This window comes from Streptomyces sp. NBC_01304 (assembly GCF_035975855.1).
Lineage (GTDB): Bacteria > Actinomycetota > Actinomycetes > Streptomycetales > Streptomycetaceae > Streptomyces.
In genome coordinates, this window is the sequence record NZ_CP109055.1 from 7,476,360 (window position 1) to 7,499,882 (window position 23,523).

Sequence of the window (23,523 nt, forward strand, 5' to 3'; positions counted from 1 at the left end):
CTGGCCATCGGACTGGTGCCCGAGACCGCGTTGGCGTCAGTGCCGCAAGCGTCCGGTGCCCCGCCTCAAGCAGGTAACGCAGCCACCGGCTCGAGGGAGTTCACGGAGGCGGAGGCGCAGGCCGAGGCGAAGCGCACGGGTGAGAGCGTGGAGATCGCGTCGCTGCGAGGGGAGAGCAGCGAGGTCTTCGCCACGCCCCAGGGGGACTTGGAGGCGCGTGAGTATCTGCGTCCGGTGCGGGCGCGAGTCGGCGGTGTGTGGAAGCCGGTCGACACGGCGCTAGCAAAGGCTGCCGACGGCTCGGTTGCCCCGAAAGTCACCACGGTGGATTTGGAGTTCTCCGGTGGGGGCGACGCACCGCTGGTGAAGATGGTGAAGGCCGGACGTGAGCTGGCGCTGTCGTGGCCCGGCAAGCTGCCCGCGCCGGAGTTGGACGGTGCGACCGCGACCTACCGCGACGTGCTCCCAGATGTCGATCTGCGGATGGGGGCCCAGGAAGACGGCTTCACCCAGCTCCTCGTCGTCAAGACGGCCAAGGCAGCGGCGAGTTCGGAGCTGGCCGAGCTGCGGCTGAGGCTGGACGCGGACGGCATGAACGTGAAGGAGACTGTTGAGGGCGGCCTCCAGGCAGTCGACGCCGGAGCGAAGGGCGCGGTGTTCGAGGCACCGAAGCCGATGATGTGGGACTCCAGCACCGGCGCGGGTGCGGCCAAGGCCAGCACGCAGGCGACGCGCGAAGCGGCGATGGGTGCGGACGATGAGCCGGGGGCGGGCGAGTCCGCCAAGCTTGCGCCGGTAGGAGTGGAGATTCCGGCCGGCCAGGACGAGCTGGTGTTGACGCCGGACCAGGACGTACTCAAGGGTGCGGACACCACGTATCCGGTGTTCATCGACCCGCAGTGGTACTCGCCGCGCGCGTCGGCGTGGACGATGGCGTCGAAGTACTGGGCAGGCTCGCCGCAGTGGAAGTTCAACGGCGACTCCGATGCCGGCATGGGCTACTGCAACTGGGCTTACTGCGCCCCTCATGACACCAAGCGGTTGTTCTACCGGATCCCGACGTCACGGTTTGCGGGGAAGTCGATCCTGTCGGCGGAGTTCGTGGTCCGCAACACCTGGTCGGCGTCCTGCGCGGACCGGTCGGTGGAGCTGTGGGAGACCAAGCCGATCTCGTCGTCCACGACGTGGAACTCGCAGAACGCGTCCGGGTTCTGGGTCAAGGAGCTGGCCTCTCGTTCGTTCGCGTACGGCTACACGGGTTGCAGTGCGAAGGACGCCGAGTTCAATGTGAAGTCGGCGGTGCAGTCGGCCGCGAACGGTAAGGACGACACGATGACCTTCGGCCTGCGGGCCGCGAGTGAGTCGGACGGCCATGCGTGGAAGCGGTTCTCGGATAAGGCGTATCTGCGGGTGAAGTACAACCGTCCGCCGTCGCAGCTCAAGAGGACTCAGCTGACCATGGAGTATGGCGGCACCTGTAAGCCGTCTTCCAGTGCCGCGCGGGTACGCACGCTGGGGAAGATCTACGCGAACAATGTCACCGACCCTGACAAGGACAGTGTGTCGGTGCAGTTCCAGGCGAAGTGGGATGGCGGCTCGTGGAGCCCCGCCAAGACCACGTCGAAGAAGTCCGGGTCCACATTCGCGATCAGCTTGCCCTCGTCGATCCCGCAGAACAAGACGGTCAACTGGTACGCCCGTTCCTACGACGGGGCACAGTACTCGCCGTGGTCGTACGCGGGTGATCCGCATGCCTGCTACTTCGTGTACGACACGAAGGTTCCCAAGGCTCCGGCGGTCAGCTCGGGCGAGTACCCGGCCTCCGATACCGACAACCCCGATGACCCCTGGTACGACGGGGTGGGCCGCTACGGATCGTTCGAGATGAAGGCTGCCAATACGGATGTGACGACGTACTGGTACGGCGTCAACGGTGACCCTTCTTCGAAGAACAAGGTGACCACGTCGGGCGGTGCGGCCCAGATCGTGAAGGTGCTGCCGGCCAAGCCGGGGGTGAACTTCTTTACCGCGCAGGCATTCGACTCGGCGGGCAACGGCAGTGAGATCCGCACCTACCAGTACCGGGTCAAGGCCGGTCAGCCCGAACGCGCCACCTGGCAACTGGACGAGGCTGCTGACGCCACCGAGACGCACGGTTCCACGCCCGGCCGCACCCTGGCCTTGCACGGTGGCGTGACGCCCAAGGTGGCGGGCGTGAAGGACACGGCGGTGGAGTTCAACGGCACCGACGGCTACGCCTCCACCGACCTGTCCGTGGTCAACACCAGCGGCGGGTTCGCGGTGTCGGCTTGGGTGAAGTTGGCGAAGATCCCGGAGACGACGGCAGTGGTGGCCACGCAGCCGGGTAACAATGCGCCTGGTTTCGAGCTGTACTACTCGGCCACGTATGGCTGGTCGTTCAACCAGTACAAGTCCGACGATGTGGCAGGCGGGCTGGTGCGCGCAGACCAGGGCGGCACCGGCGCGGTGACGGCTGGTGTGTGGACGCATCTGGTGGGCTCGTATTCCTCGACGAGTGATCAGCTGCAGCTGTTCGTGGATGGCAAGCTGGCCGGCTCGGCGGCCTACAGCACGCCGTGGGAGGCTCGCCGGGGCCTGCAGATCGGCGGCAAGAACTACGGCAGTGGTGTGTCGGCGTTGTTCCCGGGTGCGGTCGATGAACTGCAGTTGTTCGACAAGCCGCTGGCGCAGGATGAGGTCGACAAGCTCTTCGCCAAGCAGAGCATCGGCGACCCCGGCCGGCCCGCCCTCGCCGTCTTCGGCCTGGACGAGCCGGTGGGCGCCACGGAGATCACCGGTCACGGCGGGGTGCTGCCCGCCAAGTACAACGGCGGGGTGACCACCGGGGCACCCGGTGTCGCTGGGAAGGCCGCCAGTTTCAACGGCGCCTCCAGCTACGCGAAGATCGGCCAGACGAGCGGCCCGCACCTGAACACCTCGCGTGCCTTCACCGTTTCCGCTTGGGCCAAGCTGGACAAGAAGCCGAGCGGCGCCGCGGTCATCACCGCACAGGCCGGGAAGGACAAGCCCGGATTCGAGCTGTACTACTCGCAGGCGTATGACCGGTGGGCCGTCAACCAGTACTCGGCGGACGCCGCCGAGGCCACACCCATCCGGGCCATGCAGCCCGACGGCACCAGCGCACGGGCCGGGGAGTGGGTGCACCTGGTGGGTGTCCACGATCCGGTGGCCGACACGCTCACCCTGTACGTCAACGGCACAAAGGCCGGATCCACGAAGCTGGCCGGGGCCTTCTACGCGGACCAGTCGATGTACATCGGAGCCAGCAATTACAGCGGCGCCATGGCGGCCTACTTCCCCGGCAGCATCGACGACGTACGTCTGCTGGACCGGTCCGTCTCCGCCGACGAGGTCGCGCAGATGTTTAAGCAGCGCCCGCTGGTCAAATCCCGCTGGAAGTTCGAGGAAACCTCCACCACCACCCCGGCCACGACGCCGGACGACGCGGGCACCGGCAACAAGCTGACCTTCAACGGCGGCGCCACCAAGTCCGACATGGGCATGATCGACCTTGGCGCGATGGAGCTGAACGGCACCACCGGCTACGCCACGGCTGACCGAGTCCCGGTCGATTCCTCGGGCAGCTTCACACTGACCGCGTGGGCTCAGGCCGCCGCGATGCCGGACGGAGCCGTCGCCCTGACCAGCGCAGAAGGAACCAACCAGAGTGCCTTCGCGGTCCGCTACGTACCGGACGCCACTGCTCCGGAGACGAATCCGGGCCGTTGGCAGCTGACCGTCGCCGACAGAGACACAACCGAGGCCACCGTGGCTGAGGCCAGCAACGGCGAGTTCTACGACGCCCGCAACTGGAACCACCTGGCCCTGGTTTACGACGGCTTCGCCAAGGAAGCGCGGCTGTACGTCAACGGCGGCCTCGCCGAAGTCGCCTGCGCTGATGACGACGGGGACGGCACCAGCGACAGTCCGACCTGCGCAGACGCAGTGCCGTGGGCGGAGAACGCTCTCGCCTTCAAGGCCACCTCACTCCAGGTCGGCCGGGAAGGCACCGGCAGCCGCGCCAAGGGCTACTTCCCCGGGCTGGTCGACGATGTGTGGGCCTTCCAGGGCGCTCTGAGCGACGCCCAGGTCGAAAGGCTCGCCGGTTCCTGGTTCGACATTCCCACCGAAGTACCCGGCGACTGATCTCAAGCGTATGGGGTGCCGGGCTGTGGCCCGGCACCCCGCTGCAGCCGCCTTCTGTCCGTCTCGTCTTCCGAATCCGCGCGCCCCGAAGCCGTGGCAGCGCATCCCCCTCCATTCAGAGAATTGATTCAGACATGTATGGAATAAGACGGCCCCGTGGTGCCGTGAAGCTACGGCGCAGAATCGCGCTGGGTGCTTCGACAGCAATGGTGGCCACCCTGATCCAAGCAATCACATTCGCACCTGCAGCCGATGCCGCAGGCGGCGGCCGCCCCAAGGCCATCGACCCCGACAAGCCCGTCGCGGGCAAGAGCCTCAACACGGTCGAGCCGCGCACCCTTGAGAAGGGCCCGCGGACCCCGCAGAAGGCTCCCAAGGCGAAGTGGCCCACGGCCGATGAGGCTGTAGTCACGCTCACCGAGCCGACCGAGAAGACGGGCCGCCCGGTGCAGGCCAAGGGCCTCCCTTTGCAGCTCAACACGGCCTCGACCAAGCACACCAAGAAGCCGCTCGACGGCAAGGTCAACACCCGGCTCCTATCCCGGAAGCAGGCCGACAAGGCGGGCGTCGTCGGGCTGCTGTTCACGCTGGAGCCCGAGTCCGCCAAGGACGCGGGCACGATCGGGGCCAGCGTCAGCTACGCGGACTTCGCCGAGGCGTACGGCGGCAACTACGGTGCACGTCTGACCCTCGTCGAGTTGCCCGCGTGCGTACTCGAGACGCCGGACAAGGCCAAGTGCCGTACCGCCACGCCGGTCGCGACGGTGAACGACACCGAGAAGCGGACCGTGAGCGGCCGTTCGGTCTCTCTCAGCGCGGACACGCCCACGGTCCTGGCGGCGGTCGCCGGTGACGAGGCGAAGTCCGGGGATTACAAGGCAACGTCACTGTCTCCGTCGGCTGCCTGGAACACCGACCTCAACACCGGAGACTTCGGCTGGTCGTACGATATTCCGGTCCCCGAGGTGCCGGGGGACATGGCCCCGGACGTAGGGCTTTCGTACTCCTCCGGAACGATCGACGGCCGCACCGGCAGCACCAACAACCAGTCCTCCTGGATCGGTGACGGCTTCGAGCTGTCTCCCGGGTATATCGAGCGGCGCTACAAGCCATGCGCCGAGGATGGGCAGACGGCCGGCGACGGCGTCAACAAGCCCGGCGACCTCTGTTGGGGCTACGACAACGCCTACATCACCTTTAACGGCAAGGGTGGCGAGCTCGTTCCCACCGGGACCGCCGACGAGTTCAAGCTGAAGGCAGACGACGGCACCCTGATCAAGCGGCTGCGCAACACCGCTCTGGCCAATGGGGACAACGACGGCGAGTACTGGCGGGTGACCACGGCCGACGGTACCCGCTACTACTTCGGTTACAACCGCCCCTCCGGCTGGGCCGAGGGCAAGGACGAGACGAACTCGTCTTGGACCGTGCCCGTCTACGGAGACGACTCCGGTGAACCGTGTCACAAGGACACCTTCGCCGAATCCTGGTGCCAGCAGACCTGGCGCTGGAACCTGGACGCCGTCATCGACCCACACGGCAACCTAATGACGCACTACTACGGCAAGGAAAGCAACTCCTACGGCCGTAATCTCAAGGCGTCCGACGACACCTCCTACACCCGCGGTGGCTACCTCAAGCGGATCGAGTACGGTCTGCGCGCCTTCTATGACAAGCCCCTGGCCAAGGTGGAGTTCACCAGCTCCGAGAGGTGCATCCCCAACGCCAGCACCGACTGCTCGTCCATCTCGAAGGACTCGTTCTACTGGTACGACACCCCGTGGGACATGAACTGCGAGGCGGCCACGGACTGCGACAAGGGCCGCCTAGCCCCTACCTTCTGGACCCGCAAGCGCCTGACCGGCATCAACACACAGGTCCTCAAAGGCACCGAGTACAGCAAGGTTGACTCCTGGGCCCTCACCCATCGCTGGGGCCAGGCCGATGTCGACTACCAACTGTTGCTCGACTCGATCCAGCACACCGGGCACACCGCCACTCCCACGATCACTCTGCCGAAGACCACCTTCGCGTACACGCAGCTTGAGAACCGTCTGGACAAGACCGGTGACGGCTACGCGCCATACATCAAGGCCCGTCTGTCCACCATCGCGGACGAGTCCGGCGGCCAGATCGACGCCAACTACTCAGCGGCGGCCTGCAACTGGGACGCACTGCCCACACCGCAGACCAATACCACTCGGTGTTTCCCGCAGTACATCGGCGGCTCCACCTCCGACGATCCAGATCGGCAGTGGTTCAACAAGTACGTCACCACTTCGGTGACCACCACCGACCGCACCGGCGGCGGCCCGGACCAAGTCACCGCATATGAGTACAAGGGCGATGCGGCCTGGCACTTCGACGATGACGACGGCCTGACCAAGGAGAAGTTCAAGACCTGGTCGCAGTGGCGCGGCTACGGGCAGGTGCGAGCCAAGACCGGTGGCCAGGGCGGCGCGGCCGCACTGAAGACGCAGCAGGACACCTACTTCCTGCGCGGCATGCACGGCGACCGAGCCGACGCCACAGGCGACAGCACCAAGACGGTGAGCGTCTCCCTCGGCGAGGGCGAAGGCGATCCGATCACCGACCACGAGTCGGCAGTGGGCTTCAGCTACAAGACCGTCAGCTATTCCGGCCCGGACGGCAAGGCACTGGTCAAGACGGTGGAGCGGCCCTGGCACCACCAGACCGCATCCAAGAAGCGGACCTGGGGCACCATCACCGCCAACTTCACCGGCACCTCCAACACCAAGACCTGGACCTCCCTGGACAACGGCGCCGGTACCAACTGGCGCACCACATCCACCGCCATGACCCACGACACAGTCGCCGGCCGAGTTACCCAGGTCGACGACTTCGGAGACAACACCACCGCCGCCGACAACCGCTGCGCTCGCACCACCTACGCCACCAACACCAGCAACAACATCCTCACCTTGCCGTCCAGGGTGGAGACCGTTGCCACGTCGTGCGGCGACACGGTGGACCGGGCTACCGGCGTGATCTCGGATGTGCGCACGGCCTACGACGGTGGCGGCTACGGAGCGGCCCCCGACAAGGGAGACGCGACCGGCGTCGCCAAGCTGAAGAAGCATGACGGCACCACTGCCACCTACTTGGAGACCTCCAGCAGCTACGACATCTACGGGCGCCAGCTGAAGGCCACCGACCTGAGTGCCGACATCACGGTGAACGCCACCACCGACAACCTGGTGCGCACGGCGCGCAGCGACGGCCGCACCACGAGCACGGCCTACAGCCCCAGCACCGGCCTCGCCACACAGGTCACCACCACGACCCCGCCGGCCAAGGAGGCAGATGCCACCACCGCGCAAACCACGGTCACGGAACTGGAACCCCTGCGCGGCCAGGCGAAAGCGGTGGTAGACACCAATGGCAAGCGCACCGAGTCCACCTTCGACGCACTGGGCCGCTCCAGCAAAGTCTGGCTGGCGGACCGCAAGACCGAGCAGACCCCGAACTACGAGTTCACCTACTTCGTAGAGGAGAACAAGCCGGTCGCGGTTCGCACCCAGACCCTGAACAACGGCGGCGCACAGATCGCCTCCTACACGCTCTACGACGGATACCTTCGCGAACGCCAGACCCAAGCTCCAGGCCCGGACGGCGGTCGCATCCTCACGGACGTCTTCTACGACGAGCGCGGCCTCACTACCAAGACCTTCGCCCCCTACTACAACACCACGGCGGCCAACCGAGACCTGTTCAAGCCGGACAACGCCCTCTCGGTGGAGACCCAGACCCGCCACACCTACGACGGCCTGGGCCGGGAGACCGAGAACAAGCAGATCGCGGGGAATGGCGACGGTGGCGCCGTCCTGAACACCACGACCACCAGCTATGGCGGCGACCGCACCACTGTCATCCCGCCCGACGGCGCCACTGCCACCACCACCCTCACCGACGCCCGCGGCCAGGTGACCGAGCTGCGCCAGCACCACTCCCGCAACGCCACCGCGCCCTTCGACACCACGAAGTACGGCTATACGCCCCGCGGTGAGCGAGCCAAGGTCACCGATCCGGCCGGCAGCAACTGGACGTACACCTACGACCAACTCGGCCGCCAGACCAAGACCACCGACCCTGACAAGGGCACCACCACTAACACCTACGATGACCGCGGCCAGCTGACCTCCACCACCGACGCTCGCGGCTTCACCCTGGCTGCCGTGTACGACGGTCTTGGCCGCAAGACCGAACTGCACAAGGACAGCCCCACCGGCGAACTGCGCGCGAAGTGGGTCTACGACACCCTCACCGGCGCGAAGGGCCAGCTCGCCGAGGCCACTCGCTACGTGGGCGGCAACGCCTATACGTCCAAGGTCACGCTGTACGACCAGCTGTACCGGCCGATCAAGACCGCCGTCGTGATCCCCGCATCCGAAGGTGCGTTGCAGGGCACCTACCAAACTGGCACCGCCTACAAGCCCTCCGGCCTCGTCGGCACCGTGTCCTACTCAGCAGCCGGCTCTCTTCCGGGCGGCAGCTACTCCTACACCTACGACGACCAGACCCTGCGGCCCACCTCCGTCCTCGGCGATGGCTTCCAGACCGATGTGAATTACTCGCTGACCGGCAAGCCCTTCCAGTACACGCTCGCTTCCACCGCCAGCGGGGCGAAGAAGACCCAGGTCACCAACACCTACGAGTGGGGCACCCAACGCCTGGCCACCTCACGCGTCGATCGCCAGGACATCGCGGGCGTTGACCAGCACAACACCTACCGATACGACCAGGCCGGCAACGTCCTGGCGGTCACCGATGTCTCCCGTGACGGCACCGACAACCAGTGCTTCACCTACGACTACCAGCGCCGCCTGACCGAAGCCTGGACCCAGAACACCGACACCTGCGTCAGTACCCCAACTGGCGACAAGATCGGCGGCACGGCCCCCTACTGGGACAGCTACACCTACGACAAGGCCGGCCAGCGGCTCACCGAAACCAACCACAACACCACCGGTGACAGCACCAAGGACGCCAAGCGGACCTACACCTACCCAGACCCGAGCACAGCCCAGCCCCACACCCTGACCTCCGTCACCACTACAGGGCCCACTGGTACGACGAAGGACAGCTACGGCTACGACAAGGTCGGCAACACCGATACTCGCACCCTGTCCGGGACCACCCAGAGCCTGATCTGGGATGCGGAGGGGCATCTTGCCAAGATCAGCGAACCGGCTGACGGCGGCAAGACCAAGACCTCCGAGTACGTCTACGACACCAACGGCAATCGGCTCATCGGCCGCACCCCGACCGAAACCACCCTCTACCTCGGCCACACCGAAGTCACCCTGCCCGCTGGCGCAACCAAGGCCAAAGCCACCCGCTACACCGACCTCGGCGGCGGCCACCAGGCCATCAAGGCCGACGATGGAACCGTCACACTCACCATCGCCGACCACCATGGCACCGGCCAACTCGCCATCGACGCAGCCACCCTGAAGCTGAGCCAGCGCCGCACGCTGCCCTTCGGCGGCACCCGTGGCAAACAGCCCGACACCTGGCCCGGCACCAAGGGCTTTGTCGGCGGCACCGACGACACCAAAGCCACAGGCCTCACCCACCTCGGAGCCCGCGAGTACGACCCCACAACGGGCCGCTTCATCAGCGTCGACCCCCTCTTCGAAACCGACAAACCACAATCCCTCAACGGCTACACCTACGGACTCCAAAACCCCCTTACCTTCACCGACGCGACCGGACTAGGTGTCGAGGAATGCCACAGTGGAGTACTCGACCACTGCAACAACGGCACACCGACGAAGAAGTCGAAGTACCACCCGGAACGTGACCGGCAGAGTGCGCCCCTCTCCAATGGTGGCGTATCGAATGTCTCAAGCGAATGTGGCTCAACAGGTGGCATGAGTGCTCACGACGCATCCGTCTGCCAAACCGGACGCGCAATAACTGCTTGGGCCAAGCAGAACGGAATCAGCGGCTATGTGACCGTAGATATCGGATCAAGCGGGTACTACGCGAACATGATCCCTGGGGCCAGCGGAAAGAACCCGAAGAACCCCGGTCAAGCTGACGTCATATTCTGGGGCGAGGACGACGTCTACGTATGGGAAGTGAAGCCGAACAATAAGTACGGCTGGACTGACGGTCCAAGAGACCTGGCCCGCTACATCTCCAAACTCGAACCCCATCTCGAATCGCTGAATGACGACCGGAGGGTTCTGGCCGGCCCGACCGTTCCTGCCATGACCTTCACCTCGAAGCAAGGGCCCGGTCGAGTCTGGTCGGGGAAACCCGCCGGTATGAGGTATTACGGCATGGACAAAAAGAAGCGTTCCGAAACTGCCTCCCCTAGTCCCAGCCCGGGGCCGGACCCGCGGAGCATTGGCAAGCCGCAGTCCAAACCGTCCTCGGAACCCACTCCCTCTCCCTCGGAAAGCGGCAGCTACAGTACACCTGAGCCGGGTGCACGGTCGTTTGCCCCGGAGGTCCTCGCCGGAGCGGGCGTAGCCGCCTTCACCTGGCTATTCAGGACAGCGGGGGCCGGACTGAGTGGAGGCCCGGCGTGCGCCCTGGGTGGAGCATGCTGATTTAGAACAGCACCGGCCCTGGCTGCGGACCGTCTGTCAGCCCGCAGTCAGGGCCTCCTGTGGAGGTATCAGTGGATCTATATATCGAGGTCTCTATCGATCAGGCCCGCATGCAACGCGGTCAGATCATTTCTCGCTGGTTTATGGATGGCTTGGAATCTGTACTCTCGGATCTGGCGAACAGCGCAGAGTGGTATGCGGTGCTCAATCGAGAGGAGTACTCCAATGCAGAGAGCTTCGAAGGAGGGCGAGAGAAGCAGATCGCGTTTCTTGAAGGGCTGCATTGCTCTCCCTATTATGCGCAACTCGCATTTCATTCTAGAGATGAGCAGCTCGGCTGGCTGAGTACATCTTCGGCCTTCTTTGATGGGGCGTATGCGTCGAATGTTGCAGCCCTGCCGGGCGATGATTCTGACCTGGCTGATCCCGCATATTGTGCCAGCCTGGTGGAGTTCCTTTCCGGGGCACTTTCAGGAGCTAACCCGGCGTTTGGGCGTGTCGAGGTTGGCGATTTTTCGGATCAAACCAACCTTGATGTCGTCCTTAGGCGCAAGCGGAGGGACTCGGTGCCGCAGAGTCGGCGCATCCTCCGCGGGTACGCGTGGGTGACTATCTGCCCAGAGGAGCTCCTGCAGCGCCTCGGCGGGTGTGACGCTTTGGCATCCAGCGGCGCATTCTTTCGGGTCCTGTCGATAGAAGGCGGGGGTGCAATTCTTCAGTCTTGCGAGACTCTGGCGGGCTATTCTGATGGGGTAATGGGGCGAGTCTTTGAGGCTCTAGCTCCAGTCCTTCCTCCTGGCATGCCCAAGTCTCATGTCGCATTCCCGGACGTGCGATTTACGCAAGCCGACGCTTCGCGCTGGACGGGGTAACGGGGCGAAGCCCACCGAGGCCTCGTAGCGAGCAGATGGCTTCTCTGGCTGATCTGAAGGGTGAAGTGACTCGGTGGCCTCGCAGATACCGCGCCTGGTCGAGGAGTTGATCGAGCACATGAGCTCCGGCTCGCTCCTGCTTACCGGAATGCTGAAGCAACCCATGGATACGGCTCAGGCGGAATGCCCGAGGATCTGACCGTCGTGGTGGAGTCTGTCGCCCCCGTGCTGCCGGAGTTGGCTGGAGTTTTCGCTCAGCGGGGTGGGCGGAAGACGATGAGAGGGATGAGCGTGCGGCAGCTGACGGGACAGGAGATCCGCAGGTTCTCCTCAGGCTTCGGCTACGGCGTGGGACCGCTGCTCGGGGCGAGGCGGGACGGGCAGCCGCTCCTCTTCTCCTCCGTACCGGACGGATCAGAGGTCAGCTGCTGGGACATCCGGACCGGAGATCGCGTCTGGTCTGACGACGAGGGCATGTCCGGCTGCAACGACACGGCCCTGGTGGAGCTTCCCGACGGCCAACTCCTGCTGGCCGTCGCCACAGAAGATGGCATCGAATGGTGGGACGCCCTGACCGGACAACACCGCCCGGAGATGACCTGGGAGGACTGGACCATCTGGGCAGTCACCCATGGGATGTTGCCAGACGGTCGTCCCATCCTGCTGGGCGTGGGCCACAACGGGATGATGTACCGGTGGGACGCGGTCGACGGTGAGGAGCTAGGAGCCTCATCGGCAGAGGATGACCAAGGCAGCATGATGGCCGTGGGCTTCGTGCCGTCCCCCGACGGTATCGGCGTGGCCGTCTCCGGCGACGAGGCCGGCCAGATCTGGCGATGGAATGCGGCCAGCGGGGATCAGATGGGCCAGCCGATCCCGGGGCACGGTAGTCAGGTCCGCATCATTCAAACGCTGCCCGTGCCCGAGGAGCCCCTGTTTGTCTCCAGCGATCAAGAAGGTGTGCTGAAGAGATGGAACGCTGTCACCGGCACAGAAGTCGGATCGCCGATTGAAACCGGAACCGAAATCTATGCCCTCGCAGCGGCGAGCATCGACGGAGCGCCGGTACTGTTCGCGGCCGGCGCCGACGAGGTCGTCCGCGCCTGGGACGCAGCCACCGGCGAGCCGATCGGCCTCGCTCTTAAGAGTGCCGTCGTAAGTGCCCTCACCCAGGCAGATGGGACGGCCCTCCTGGCCACGAGCACGGCGCAGGGCGACATTGTGGTCCACGAATGCTCTTTCCGTACCGCGTAACGCGCTGCAGACCGGCTGATTTCAGCAGGCTGGGGCGCTGGCAACGAGGCTGAGCACCTGAACTCCCGAGCAGGCGCACCCCACACCCATGGCCACGTCAAGAAGGGGACCCCGTGCCCAAATTGATCGCAGAAGCGGCCGAGCACAATCAGTTCGCCATCGACGGCTTCCAACTCACTGTGGTCTCACCACCCGAGGAGCCAGACCCGGCCTTGCACACCACCGAGTTCATGTGGCTACGGCACCACGGCTCAACGGTCACCATCCGCACAAGTTCAGAGAACCGGTGGGTCAGGCTGCGCGGGGAACTCTGGGACAGCGAACCACCTACAAACACCCAAGACTCCTGGGACCGCACCAGCACCATGGACCTGGGATGGCGCCACACTGCACTCGTCATCGGCAGCAGCCAGAGTCAGCCCGGCGAAGTCCCCAACTACTTCACCGTCACCCCCGCCGCCTACAAGGTCCGTGCCTACGCTGCCGGCGTCGAGGGCGACGAACGCGTCCTCGTGCAGGTGTGGCCACGAACCCCATGATTCTCAGCGGACTCGCCCCCGGCGGCCCGGCCCTAACGCCTCGCCGTGCGTGAAGAAGCGGTGCGAGAACCTGGGATCTGAAGGGAAACACCCTGAACGCTGGCCCCGCTAGACCTCGTTCCGATCGCGGCTTCGCTGACCACCTGGATGACGTATTGCCAGTTCCCTCTTGTGCCCCTTACATCACACAGGAGTCGCGACCTCAGAGGTCAGGGGCTGGGCGCCGGGTTGCTGATCCCGATCAGAACCCCGATTACGACGATCGCTATGAGCAGGTAGAGCTTGCCCTTCACACTCATCGAGCCCTTCTCTCGGTTGGCACAGACCGGCAGTGCCGGCACGTTCTCGATCTGTCAGCTCATGCTTGTAGGCGACCCATCCTTAGTGCCAGCGCGGACGAAGGAGGCGATGTCGCTGATGCCTGGGTTGTAGCCGTCGGAGGTATCCACGGCCAGCGTCGGCCCCTCCAAGGAGATCGGTACGAACGACTCAAGTGAGTGTCTCCCCGCGGCAATTGCTTCGAGAAGATCATGATCCGCGTGGGCAGCCCTGTGGGTGCTGCTCCGCGCACGTTGGATGATTCGATCGTGGGCAATGGCCGCTGGAATGGTGCAGCGGATCACGCGGATCTGTGCGAGTTTGGCGAGGGGTTCCAGGTTGGGCCGCCACAGCCGGTCCTGGAAGGCGGCTTCAGCGACGGTAGTCACTCCGGCTTGGAGCAGCACCTTCAGCACGTCGAAGAACGCGTCGAGCGTCGGATAGTTGAGCGGGTCATCGCCGCCGCTCCGATATCCGGGGGTGGCCATGACCATCCCCTGCTTGATCTCATCTCGGATGATCGCGGGGCACCCGAGTTCGTGCGCAAGCGCGTGGGCGAGCGTCGTTTTCCCGGTGCCGGGCCCACCGCTCACGACAGCCAGCGTTGGTGATGTCATTCGACGTTCTCGCATTTCAGCGTGGTGGAGCGTTCGTCGCTCAGCGGGCGGCCAAGGGCACGGATCGAGGGCTCTCGGTGAGCCTGAACGCGATGAACCCAGGCTCACAGGCGCAGCCGGGTGCCGAAGTCCTCACCGCTGACTTCGACCAGCGCAGCCCGTAGCCGGTTCAGCGAGCACATGGCCGATTCAGCAGCCCGCCGAGCAACTTCAGCGTCTTGCCAGACGTGCACGACCTTCGGATTCGGGAGGTCCTGGAACAACGTGCGCTCGGTACGTCCGTGAGGATGCGGAGCACCAGACGCCCCCTTGAGATCATGCTCCTGTACGTGGGCTTCCCAGCTTGGCCAGAGGGCCGTCACCGAAATGAGTGCCTCCCGGGCCTCATCGCGGGCCTGCGCGAGCCGAGTCGGCAGAAGACTTTCACCATCCAGTTGGGAGACCGTGGTGGAGACGTCCATGCTGACGTTGACGAATCCCGCGACGCTCACCCACAACTGGTCGGGAAAATCTTGGGCTCGCAGTTCTCCTTGCTCCCAGTCGATGTAGAGCAGCGTCTGCGACATCAAGGAGAACTGGGTGCTTCGAGCCAGTGCGCAGACTCGCTGATGAAGCATGCATTTCACCTTCCCGAACTTCTCCACACGACGCAAAGCCAGCCGCTGAACGTCACGCGACCGTACCGGGAGACCTGGGCCCCGGAGTAACCGGTCAGCAGCTAGTGCGACCGGCGCATCGCGACTGACGGCTCTGTCTCCTCGCCGAGATCCGCCTCATCAACGGTTTTGCTTCCTCGCTCCGCTCCCTGAGCATCGGACGTACCGTCGACGCTGTCCACTCATGGTGTCGCACCACCGAACAGCTATGTGAGTGCTGAGAGTTGCCCTGAAGCGCAGCCCAACGCGTCACACCTGGAGGAAGTCCATGGTGAAGCGCCCTTCGTCGTCGACCCCGGTGATGACGGGCATCAGCCCGGGTTCCCGTTGCCACGGGTACGACCGGTGGGGGCGCATGGCCGGGCGATCGGGCGCCTCCTCCACTTGCGGGAGGCTCGGTCGCGGGCCTGCTTCCGCAGTCAGGACGTTGATGTGGAAGGTGATGTTCTGCCGGTCATACCAGGCTTCCTGGGGCCCGTTCTCCATGGTCTCCATGGTCTGGGCCAGGCCATACTCGATCCGTACACGCGGCGGATCACCGGCGGGGTATCCACCCGGGAGCAGGTGAAGGTCGACCTGCCAGAGACGGAGATGGTCGGCGATGTTCTGAAATCCCTGGGCGTTACCTGGTTCGAGCTCCTGCAGCAACTCGACAATGTCGCGGGCCAACTCCACGTTGGGACCGATGTGCACGAAATCCCCCTCGCTCCGATCGGATCCTGGTCTCGGCCGACCCGGCAACGGTACGGCGCCCGCCATGTCCCCGACATCTGTTTCCGTCAAGAGGGGCGCCCCCTTCTCGCGCGAGGATTGAGAGCCTGCAAGCGAGTCTCGAATGCCGGGTCGGCCTGGTTCGCTTCGAAGGCGCCCGTGGCGATGTCCAGATAGCCCCAGTCACGCTCTCTACCTTGCCCGCACAGCATCAGAGTCAGCGTCCGAGCCGGCGCATGGATCTCCGTGACCTCGTGGAACACGTTCAGCGCCAGGTGATTGCGGCCGCCAGCCTCGTGTATCTGGGTCCAAGCACGGACAACGCCGTCCACGACCTGATAACGCTCCTCTGTGTAGCCACCCATGAGAACGAACGCGGTGAATTCCCAGGGATGGTTATGCGGGCGGGGCCCTGCTCCAGCGCGCAGGTCCGGCGACATCCATAGATTGAACTTGATGGTGTGATGCTCTTCCCGCCGCACCACCAACTCCGCCTTGTACCCCGCTCCATCCGGACCCGGCACCAAGAGCCAACTTGTACCGTCGGCGAAGGTCTCCCAGGGGACGTTCTCGCCAGGCGCGTGCTCGGCCAGACCCTGCGTAGCATGCTCGTGCATCTCCTCGTCCACGACCACGCCGGGGATGATCTCCACGCGCTCCATGTTCAACTCCCATCCTCGCGGCCGTAGCACGGCACAGATGAAGCCGGTGATTGCCAGGCATTCACCGGCTTCACCCCGTCAGGGCGCTCGTCACGTCCAGTCGTGGCCCCGAGAGTGATCAACCCGGTCCAGAGCGACCGTAAAGGCGAGCCCGTAATGGTCGGAGTTTGTGCCCGGGGCCACCCGCCAGCAGGCACGTGTGCCGTCACGGTCAACGCGCTGTTCTTCGCCTTGTTGTTCACGGCTGATTCCCTCCGGTTGAGGCTTGATCGCTAGCGGGCATGTCGATCTCGGTGCGCGATGCCTATAGCTGGCGCCCAGCGCCGAGGTCGCGTACGGGGGAGCAGAGCAGGATGAGGAACGGTGCGGTGAGGGCGCAGGTGATCACTACGAGCGTGGGGCGTAGCCCGATGAGCGTGCCCAGGACGCCGGCCAGAAGGGCAGCGAACGGGCGCAGTCCGAGGGCCAGCCATGCCCCGGTGGCCTGGGCGCGGCCCTGCAGGTGGTCCGGGCAGAGTTCTTGGCGGACGCTGCGCTGCAGACCGCCGTGTGCGACCGCCGCGCATGTCTGCAGCAGCATGCCGGCGCCGATCGCAGCCTGTCCGCCGACGCCAGGGCCGACGACGACAAGGGGGATCTGAGCGAGCGGGTTGAGTGCCAGGGCGGTGAGCATGACCGGTCCGGCTCCCCATCGCCGCTCGAGAGGTCTCCACATGAGAGCGCCGAGGAATCCGCCGACGCCGCCCGCGCCCATGACGAGACCGAGCGCGGTGGGACGCCACGCCAACTCCCGGAGTAGATACAGAGACCAGAGTGCGGCGCTGGCGGCCAGGATGAACGAGGTAGTCGCGTTCGCGGTGACGATGGACCGCACGAGGGGGGCCTTGAGGGTGTAGTCGAGGCCTTCGCGGATCTCCGTCCACTGGCTGGTGCCCTCGGGCCGAGGCTCCGGTTTGGGTTCACGGTGGCGGATCCGGAGCAGGCACCAGGCGCCAATCAGGTAGGAGACGGCGTCCAAGGTGATGGCTCGGGCGGCGCCCAGGACTGTGACGAGGAGACCGCCCAGGTTGTTGCCCGCCAAGTCAGCGAGCGAGTTCGCCGCGCCGAGCTTCGAGTTGCCTTCTTTGAGTTGCTCCCCGCGTAGCAGCATCGGAAGGTAGCTGATCGAGGCGTTGCTGCCGATCACGTGGAGCGCGGAGACGAGAAACGAGACCACGTACAGATGGAGGAGTGTGGTCTCGGCGATCCACGCGGCGAACGGGATGGTCACCAGCACTGCCGCGCACCCCAGGTCGCTGCCGATGATGATCGGCCTCTTGCGGTAGCGGTCGGCAAGCACGCCAGCGTGTAGCGAGAGCAGCAGGTGGGGCAGCCTCCCGCAAAACGCGATCACGGCGACGTGCATGGTCGAGGCGTGCAGATCCACGACTGCGATCACCGAGATCCCGATGGCGGTGATGCCGCCACCTGTGACGGAGATGGCCTGGCCGCCCCAATAGCGGTGGAAGTCCCGGTGCTGCCACAAGCTGCTGGCCCGACCGGAGGTCCGATCTCGGCCGGGCATCAGGCCGACTCCTCATGGCGGCCGATGGATGGCCGGTGACGCATGGCTTCGCGGAGTGCCGCCCCAGCGGAAGAGAGGGTATCGCCATCGCGTGAGGCGATCGCGCGGTGGAGATCCTCGACGGCAGCGACGATAGCGGCGTCGTCGAGGACGAGTTGCTCAGCGTCGCTGAGTTTGCGTCCGTACGCTGCGAAGAAGGCCTCAGCGAGGTGCGCATGAGTGGCCCACAGCGCGGCAGTCCGTGTGAAGTCACAGACAGCAGGCAGAACTTGAGCGCGCCCCAAGTCCGTCAGTGACAGGGTCTGTCCCTGAATGTTCCACCGCCAGGAACTGGTGGCGAACGTGCCATGGCAGAACGCCACCGGCAGTTCCTCGCTCCGGTGCAGCAGCCGGTCGGTGCTGCGGCGTATTACCTCGGCCTCCTCCGGACTGAGCCACGAGTCGATGCGTTCGAGCAGATACAGGATGCGCTGGATGTAGTGGGCGAGGTGCCGTACGCCCAGAGCGGCCGCATCGGGAACCCGCTCGACGCTGCGGTGCAGGACAGCTAGAAGGCGCCCGGCATCCTCATGGACGCGCGGCAGCACATGCAGCGACACCTCGCCGTCGACAGGCCTGCCGCGCGGATGCGTGATCAGCAGAGCGCGCAGCCGCGCCTCGGAGGCGATCAAGCGCGGCCCATTGGCAGGACCAAGACGGTGTATCGCTACCCGGTAGGCCTGGACCTCCCGACGGAAGTCCAGGTCATGGCGCGTGACACGAATGTCGATGAGCCCCTGGGGCGCCGAGACACGCCAACTCCTCGCCCCACTGAAGTCCGCTGGAAGCAACCAGGGCGTGATGGTCCCGAGCCTGGTTCTGGCCCACTCCGCAACCTGAGCCGGGAGCGGCGTCGGCTGCACAGGCGGGGCCTGGCGCGTGCGCGTTGAAGATTGCCAGCTCATGATGCTGCGCTGGATGAGGGAGCGTCGGACCGGGATGAGTGGGGCGAGGGCACTGCTCCTCCGTTGCATCCAGTGCAATCTGCAGGGTCCGCGACTTCGTGCGCACTGGTTCCTGCGGAAACGCCGGAATCCGAGCTCGATGCGCACTCGTCCGGTCGGTCGGGAGTGTGCACTCCCTCCGTCCCAGCACGGTTCGGAGCAGGGTCGGCTTCGGCACCACCACAGGTCGCGTGATCCACTGCGCACCCAGGCTCGGATTTGCGCATCGAGTGCGCATCCTCAGCCGACATTGCGCATCGAGTCGTGGACCCTACACAATCCCGCTCACTTTGGAACTGGGCGGCCTGCAGGTTGTAGAGCTCGGCATACAGCGACCCGTCCTGGGCCAGGAGTTCCTCGGGGCTGCCGGATTCGACCAGACGGCCGCCATCGAGGACGTGGACGAGATCGGAGTGCCGGACAGAGGCGAGCCTGTGGGTGATCAAGACGATGGTCTGGCCGGCATCCGCCAGAGCACGAATGCGGTCGAAAACGTCCAGCTCAGCCCGGGCATCCAGGGCTGCGGTGGGCTCGTCAACGATCAGTACCTCGCCGCCCCGGTGGGCCGCTCGGGCGATCCCGAGCCGCTGCCACTGGCCGCCGGACAGTTCCGCTCCGCCGCGAAAACCCCGACCGAGCAGCGTATCGAGCCCCCGCTTCAGCCCCGCGAGAATGTCCTGAGCCCCAGCGTGACCGATCGCCGGCTGCAGCCGGTCAGTGTCCATGGGGAGTTCGGGGCGGCCGATCCCGATATTCACGCGAGCGGTGAAGGTCCACCGCGTGAAGTCCTGCGCCACCATCGCGATCCGCGAGGCGAGTTGGTCGCGTACCGCGTGTGCGCTGTCCACGTCGTCCCACAGAATGCGGCCGGCGGTCGGCCGGTACAGACCGGCCAGGAGTTTCACTAGCGTGGTCTTGCCGGCGCCGTTGACTCCGACGAGTGCGACGATCTTCCCTGTTGGGACGGACAGTGACACGTCCTTGAGGGTCAGCGCGTCTTCGTCGTCCTGGCCGGGGTAGGTGAAGGACACGTTCTCGAAGCGGATCTCCCGCACGTGGTCGGGGAGGTCCACTCCTCCGGACGGGATGGCGCGCCGATCGGCATCGGCGATCAGGCGCTGGAGGTCGGCCACATAAAGGACTTCGCCGTTCAGGTTGTTCAGCTGGGTGACCAGCGTGGTCAGACTTGATGCCCCGGTGCGGATCCCGATGACGGCAGTTCCCGCTACGGCCAGTTCCATGAACCCGAACCACAACAGAGCGAGCAAAGCCCCGTAGGTGGCGGCGGTGGCCAGGCCTGTCCACACCGATGCGATCAGCACGGTGCGCCCCTCCTGCCGGGCCACCCGTTCCTTTTCGGCCTCGGCGGCTTCCGACATTCCGCGGTACTGCTCCAGCAAGAACGGGCCGACCTGGTGCACCCGGATCTCGGGAGCAGCCTTGGGATCAATGATCATTTGGGAGATCTTCTGGCAGGCCCGAGAATGCTGGGCCCACGTCTGCCACAGGCGGTAACGGCGCTGGGCTGTGGCCAGTGCGGACCAGCCGCTGGGCAGCGCCATTAGTACGAGCATGGGTAGTAATGCCCAGTGGAGAACGGTGAGTACACCGATCGCGGCCACGAAGCCGAGCAGGGCGTTGATGACCTGGGTGCCCATGCGGATGGAGAACCTTGCCGCCATCGCGCCGTGCTGTGCGGAGTCCAGCAGTCGATGGAATTCGTCATCCTCGATCGCCTCCAACTCGACCCGACACGCCCGCTCCAGATAGGTTTCGGTCGCCCTCCGCTCCACCTTGGGCTCGAGCCGGCCCGTCGCGTACGTCGACCGGGACCGGCATAACGACGCCACCATCATGGATAACGTGACCACAGCGAGTGCCGGCGCGGCGGCCCGGGCCCGCTCCTGCAGGATGGCGTCGGTCAGCACGTGCGCCAGGGCGGCGTTCACGCCGAGCAAGGTGACCACGCGGGCGAGCCCTTGGCCCAGCTCGGCGCCGATCAACTGCCGGGTCCCCAAACGGTCGGCGGTCCAGGCCAGCCGGACCACGATGGCGAGCTGGGCGGGCAGTTGTCTGATCATGCTGCTGAAAGTGGTGTTCAGCCGGGCGTCTTCGTGCCGTGACCAGCCCTGGTCATAGCGAAGCGGCCCGCCGAACAGCAGCTGCTCCGAGTCGGACACCTTCTCTGTATGGAGCTCAGCGGTGGGGGACTTTCGCTTCACAGCCAGCCTCCTTTGAGGGGGATCTCGCTGACCGTCGATGACGAGTTCTCGGGATAGCCCCACAGGTCGCAGGCGGTCCGGATCGCGGCATCGGCCTGGCTGCGGCCTTGCTCATCCCAGCCGAACAGATCGACGATGCGGTGCGGCGCCGCGAGTAGCCGGATCATGGTCGAGCCGGTCGCGGGATCTACGGCGGAGGCACCGATGTGGGTGACGGCGGCGGCCATCCGTACCCGGGCGCGCGCTCCGTTGCCGTCGTACGTGTCACTGATCTTGTCGTGCAGATAGCCGAGGTAGTGGGCTGGTCCGAGGGCGAGTTGGGCCTCTTCGGCTGCCTCGCGCTCCAGGGTGGCTGACGGATCGTCGTGGTCTTCGTCTTCGACCTGGCCGCCGGGCAGCACCGGCAGCATGTGCGTGGTGTCGATCAGGACGATGCAGCGGCCGTCCGGGACGAATAGCCATCCCCAGGACTGCGTGACTTTGAGATTGTCGGGTACGTCCTCGGCCTCGTGCCAGGGCCATTCCATCGAGTGGCGGCGCCGGGCCAGGGGACCGATGCGCTCTAAGGCGGGCAGCGTGAGTTCAGGTTCGGGCAACGGAATCTCCTCGGTGGCGCGCGGTCGGCGATCAGGGCAGTTCAAGTTGGGTTGGCGCACTGGCCCGTGGGCGCCTGCTGGAGACGCGGATGAGGGAGGTCAGGCTGGTGATGGCGTGTCTGCGGGCGGCCTCGGTCAGCAGCGTGCGGAACAGAGAGGCGGTGACGATCACGTCGTCCATCGCCCGATGCCGGTGCGGAGGTTGAGGGATTCCGTAGCGGGCCAGGAGCGCGTCGAGGTCGTACGCCGGCAGATCCGGGGCGAGGTGCTTGGCGAGCAGCCGTGTGTCCACGATCCGGGTGTAGGCGAGCCGCGGGCACGCCTCTCGGTATGCGTAGATGAAGTTGCCCTCAACCGGGGCGTGGTGAGCCACTAGCAGCACGGGCCGCGGCGGCAGTTCCTCGTCCAGCGTGCGCAAGACGGTCGTGGCCGGTGAGGCGTCGGTGACATCCTCCGGTGTGATCCCGTTCTGCTTCGCGCCGAACGGCGTCACGGGAGCATGCGTGGGCGGGCGGATCAATGACTGGAATGAGAAGCCACTGCGTACCGGACCGCAACCCGGTTCGTGTTTCAGCCCTAGGGCAGCGACTTCGATCGGCTCGGGAGCAGCGCCCTTCGGGGTGGTGCCTTCGAAGTCGATCACCACGAAGTGGGTGTCCTGGAACGCCGGATCCTCGGCCAGTCGTCTGCGGCCAGGTCTGGTGGTGTCGGTCATCGGTGCTCTCCCGGGAGGGGAGCTGAGGTTCTGAGCGTGTCCTCGAGGTCGTCGAGACTGTCGAGGAGGCGACCAATGCTGGCCTGCCGCTCTCGCCAGTGCCGCTTCAGGTCGACCTCGGCCTCGTACGGCAGGTCGTATTCGGCGGTGGTCGAACCGTAGAAGCTGAACAGCATGTAGAGCAGAGCGATCCGACCGCAGGCCAGAACATCGTTCAGGGGCAGGGTGGGGTTTTCTGAGCGGTACGCGGACACCATCGCGGTCGCGCAGGCCAACCACTGATCGCTCGTGGCGACTGTGCGGGGGTCGAAAGCTGCACGGCCCAACTCCCAGGCGGGAATGGCCTGGGCGCTGCGGAAGTCGATGATGCCGGTGACGACATCGGTCAGGACCAGCATGTTGGGGCGGACGAAGTCCGCGTGAAGTGCCTGCGTCACCAGATGCTGGGGCAGACCGTCGCGGAGCCGGCCGACGTGCTTGGTCAAGTCCTGGCACCGCTGGTCGAGCTGTGCACGGACTTGGGGCAGATCGTCGTCACCTTGCAGCCTCGCCAGAGACAGCGCGCTGTCGCATCGTGCCACGGCGTTCGTGACGGGCTCGGTGAGCCAGCGGGACTCCTGCACGCGCTCTGGCATCGGGTAGGCGGCCAGGACCCGGTGCATCTTCCCGAGCACCATGCCGATGTGTTCCGCGCGCGGCACCGTCATCGCCCCGGTGGCCACGCGACCGGGAGCCTCATCGACCACTGCCCAGGCGCTTCCCTCGGCGATAGCGACTAGGTCACCGTCACGGTCGGGCCACACGCGCGGCACAGGGAGATCAGCGGCCCGGCAGAACTCCGACATATCCCATGCCGAGCGAGCCGCACTCACGTCGGCGCTCGACGCATACTCTTTGACGAACAACCGGTGCCCACCGTTCGTCAACACGCGCCGGTTGATGGTGTCAGTCCCTATCGGAACCTTCTCGACGGCCTCGACCGTCAGCCCGTAGCGGTCCGCCAATACTTCGACGGCCAGATCGTCACCCCAGACGTCGGTCATCC

Annotated in this window: 16 protein-coding genes; 6 read left to right on the plus strand and 10 right to left on the minus strand. The window is 65.5% G+C overall.

Annotated elements, in window-relative coordinates:
- Positions 1-147: 147 nt before the first annotated feature.
- The 6 genes from OG430_RS33190 to OG430_RS33215 all read left to right on the plus strand — a co-directional run bounded on the left by OG430_RS33190 (position 148) and on the right by OG430_RS33215 (position 13,434).
- Entirely contained in the window at positions 148-4,188 is a 4,041-nt protein-coding gene (locus tag OG430_RS33190) for a LamG-like jellyroll fold domain-containing protein (RefSeq protein ID WP_327356331.1), read from the plus strand.
- A gap of 206 nt (positions 4,189-4,394) precedes the next feature.
- Positions 4,395-10,769 (plus strand): RHS repeat-associated core domain-containing protein, encoded by a 6,375-nt coding sequence (locus tag OG430_RS33195; protein WP_327356332.1) that lies wholly within the window; start codon positions 4,395-4,397, stop codon positions 10,767-10,769.
- A 71-nt stretch (positions 10,770-10,840) separates the two neighbouring features.
- Positions 10,841-11,641 (plus strand): hypothetical protein, encoded by an 801-nt coding sequence (locus OG430_RS33200; RefSeq protein ID WP_327356333.1) that lies wholly within the window; start codon positions 10,841-10,843, stop codon positions 11,639-11,641.
- A 73-nt stretch (positions 11,642-11,714) separates the two neighbouring features.
- Positions 11,715-11,840: a hypothetical protein gene (locus tag OG430_RS33205; protein WP_327356334.1), complete on the plus strand. Its 126-nt coding sequence runs from the start codon at positions 11,715-11,717 to the stop codon at positions 11,838-11,840.
- Positions 11,841-11,926: 86 nt separating this feature from the next.
- Positions 11,927-12,895: a WD40 repeat domain-containing protein gene (locus OG430_RS33210; RefSeq protein ID WP_327356335.1), complete on the plus strand. Its 969-nt coding sequence runs from the start codon at positions 11,927-11,929 to the stop codon at positions 12,893-12,895.
- Positions 12,896-13,008: 113 nt separating this feature from the next.
- Positions 13,009-13,434 carry a hypothetical protein gene (locus OG430_RS33215; RefSeq protein WP_327356336.1) on the plus strand — a complete coding sequence of 142 codons (426 nt, stop codon included), beginning with the start codon at positions 13,009-13,011 and terminating at the stop codon, positions 13,432-13,434.
- A 353-nt stretch (positions 13,435-13,787) separates the two neighbouring features.
- Here the strand turns inward: OG430_RS33215 and OG430_RS33220 are convergent, their stop codons facing one another.
- The 10 genes from OG430_RS33220 to OG430_RS33265 all read right to left on the minus strand — a co-directional run bounded on the left by OG430_RS33220 (position 13,788) and on the right by OG430_RS33265 (position 23,521).
- Positions 13,788-14,384 carry an AAA family ATPase gene (locus OG430_RS33220; RefSeq protein ID WP_327356337.1) on the minus strand — a complete coding sequence of 199 codons (597 nt, stop codon included), beginning with the start codon at positions 14,382-14,384 and terminating at the stop codon, positions 13,788-13,790.
- A gap of 89 nt (positions 14,385-14,473) precedes the next feature.
- Positions 14,474-14,986: a hypothetical protein gene (locus OG430_RS33225; protein ID WP_327356338.1), complete on the minus strand. Its 513-nt coding sequence runs from the start codon at positions 14,984-14,986 to the stop codon at positions 14,474-14,476.
- Positions 14,987-15,274: 288 nt separating this feature from the next.
- Positions 15,275-15,718, minus strand: coding sequence for a hypothetical protein (locus tag OG430_RS33230; RefSeq protein WP_327356339.1), 444 nt, complete (start codon positions 15,716-15,718; stop codon positions 15,275-15,277).
- An 86-nt stretch (positions 15,719-15,804) separates the two neighbouring features.
- Positions 15,805-16,398, minus strand: a complete 594-nt coding sequence (locus OG430_RS33235; protein WP_327356340.1) for a hypothetical protein — start codon at positions 16,396-16,398, stop codon at positions 15,805-15,807.
- Positions 16,399-16,702: 304 nt separating this feature from the next.
- The gene (locus OG430_RS33240) at positions 16,703-17,962 is read right to left on the minus strand and encodes an MFS transporter (protein ID WP_327356341.1); all 1,260 of its coding nucleotides are present in this window, start codon (positions 17,960-17,962) and stop codon (positions 16,703-16,705) included.
- The gene (locus tag OG430_RS33245; RefSeq protein ID WP_327356342.1) at positions 17,962-18,975 is read right to left on the minus strand and encodes an aminoglycoside phosphotransferase family protein; all 1,014 of its coding nucleotides are present in this window, start codon (positions 18,973-18,975) and stop codon (positions 17,962-17,964) included. Before OG430_RS33245 ends, OG430_RS33240 begins: the two co-directional genes overlap by 1 nt.
- Positions 18,903-21,167 carry an ABC transporter ATP-binding protein gene (locus OG430_RS33250; RefSeq protein WP_327356343.1) on the minus strand — a complete coding sequence of 755 codons (2,265 nt, stop codon included), beginning with the start codon at positions 21,165-21,167 and terminating at the stop codon, positions 18,903-18,905. The genes OG430_RS33245 and OG430_RS33250 overlap by 73 nt, the downstream gene beginning before the upstream one ends.
- Complete coding sequence (locus tag OG430_RS33255) at positions 21,164-21,763, minus strand: hypothetical protein (RefSeq protein WP_327356344.1); 600 nt, start codon at positions 21,761-21,763, stop codon at positions 21,164-21,166. Before OG430_RS33255 ends, OG430_RS33250 begins: the two co-directional genes overlap by 4 nt.
- Positions 21,764-21,794: 31 nt before the next feature.
- On the minus strand, positions 21,795-22,478 hold the full coding sequence (locus OG430_RS33260; RefSeq protein WP_327356345.1) for a 3'-5' exonuclease: 684 nt from the start codon (positions 22,476-22,478) through the stop codon (positions 21,795-21,797).
- A complete protein-coding gene (locus OG430_RS33265) occupies positions 22,475-23,521 on the minus strand; it encodes a phosphotransferase enzyme family protein (RefSeq protein ID WP_327356346.1) in 1,047 nt (348 codons plus the stop codon). The genes OG430_RS33260 and OG430_RS33265 overlap by 4 nt, the downstream gene beginning before the upstream one ends.
- Positions 23,522-23,523 lie beyond the last annotated feature (2 nt).

Bases quoted from the DNA above. Each gene is read 5' to 3' on its own strand.
- OG430_RS33210 (WP_327356335.1), top strand. From the start codon at position 11,927: ATGAGCGTGCGGCAGCTGACGGGACAGGAGATCCGCAGGTTCTCCTCA.
- OG430_RS33245 (WP_327356342.1), bottom strand. From the start codon at position 18,975: ATGCAACGGAGGAGCAGTGCCCTCGCCCCACTCATCCCGGTCCGACGC.
- OG430_RS33240 (WP_327356341.1), bottom strand. From the start codon at position 17,962: ATGCCCGGCCGAGATCGGACCTCCGGTCGGGCCAGCAGCTTGTGGCAG.
- OG430_RS33225 (WP_327356338.1), bottom strand. From the start codon at position 14,986: ATGCTTCATCAGCGAGTCTGCGCACTGGCTCGAAGCACCCAGTTCTCC.
- OG430_RS33260 (WP_327356345.1), bottom strand. From the start codon at position 22,478: ATGACCGACACCACCAGACCTGGCCGCAGACGACTGGCCGAGGATCCG.
- OG430_RS33235 (WP_327356340.1), bottom strand. From the start codon at position 16,398: ATGGAGCGCGTGGAGATCATCCCCGGCGTGGTCGTGGACGAGGAGATG.
- OG430_RS33265 (WP_327356346.1), bottom strand. From the start codon at position 23,521: ATGACCGACGTCTGGGGTGACGATCTGGCCGTCGAAGTATTGGCGGAC.
- OG430_RS33195 (WP_327356332.1), top strand. From the start codon at position 4,395: ATGGTGGCCACCCTGATCCAAGCAATCACATTCGCACCTGCAGCCGAT.
- OG430_RS33220 (WP_327356337.1), bottom strand. From the start codon at position 14,384: ATGCGAGAACGTCGAATGACATCACCAACGCTGGCTGTCGTGAGCGGT.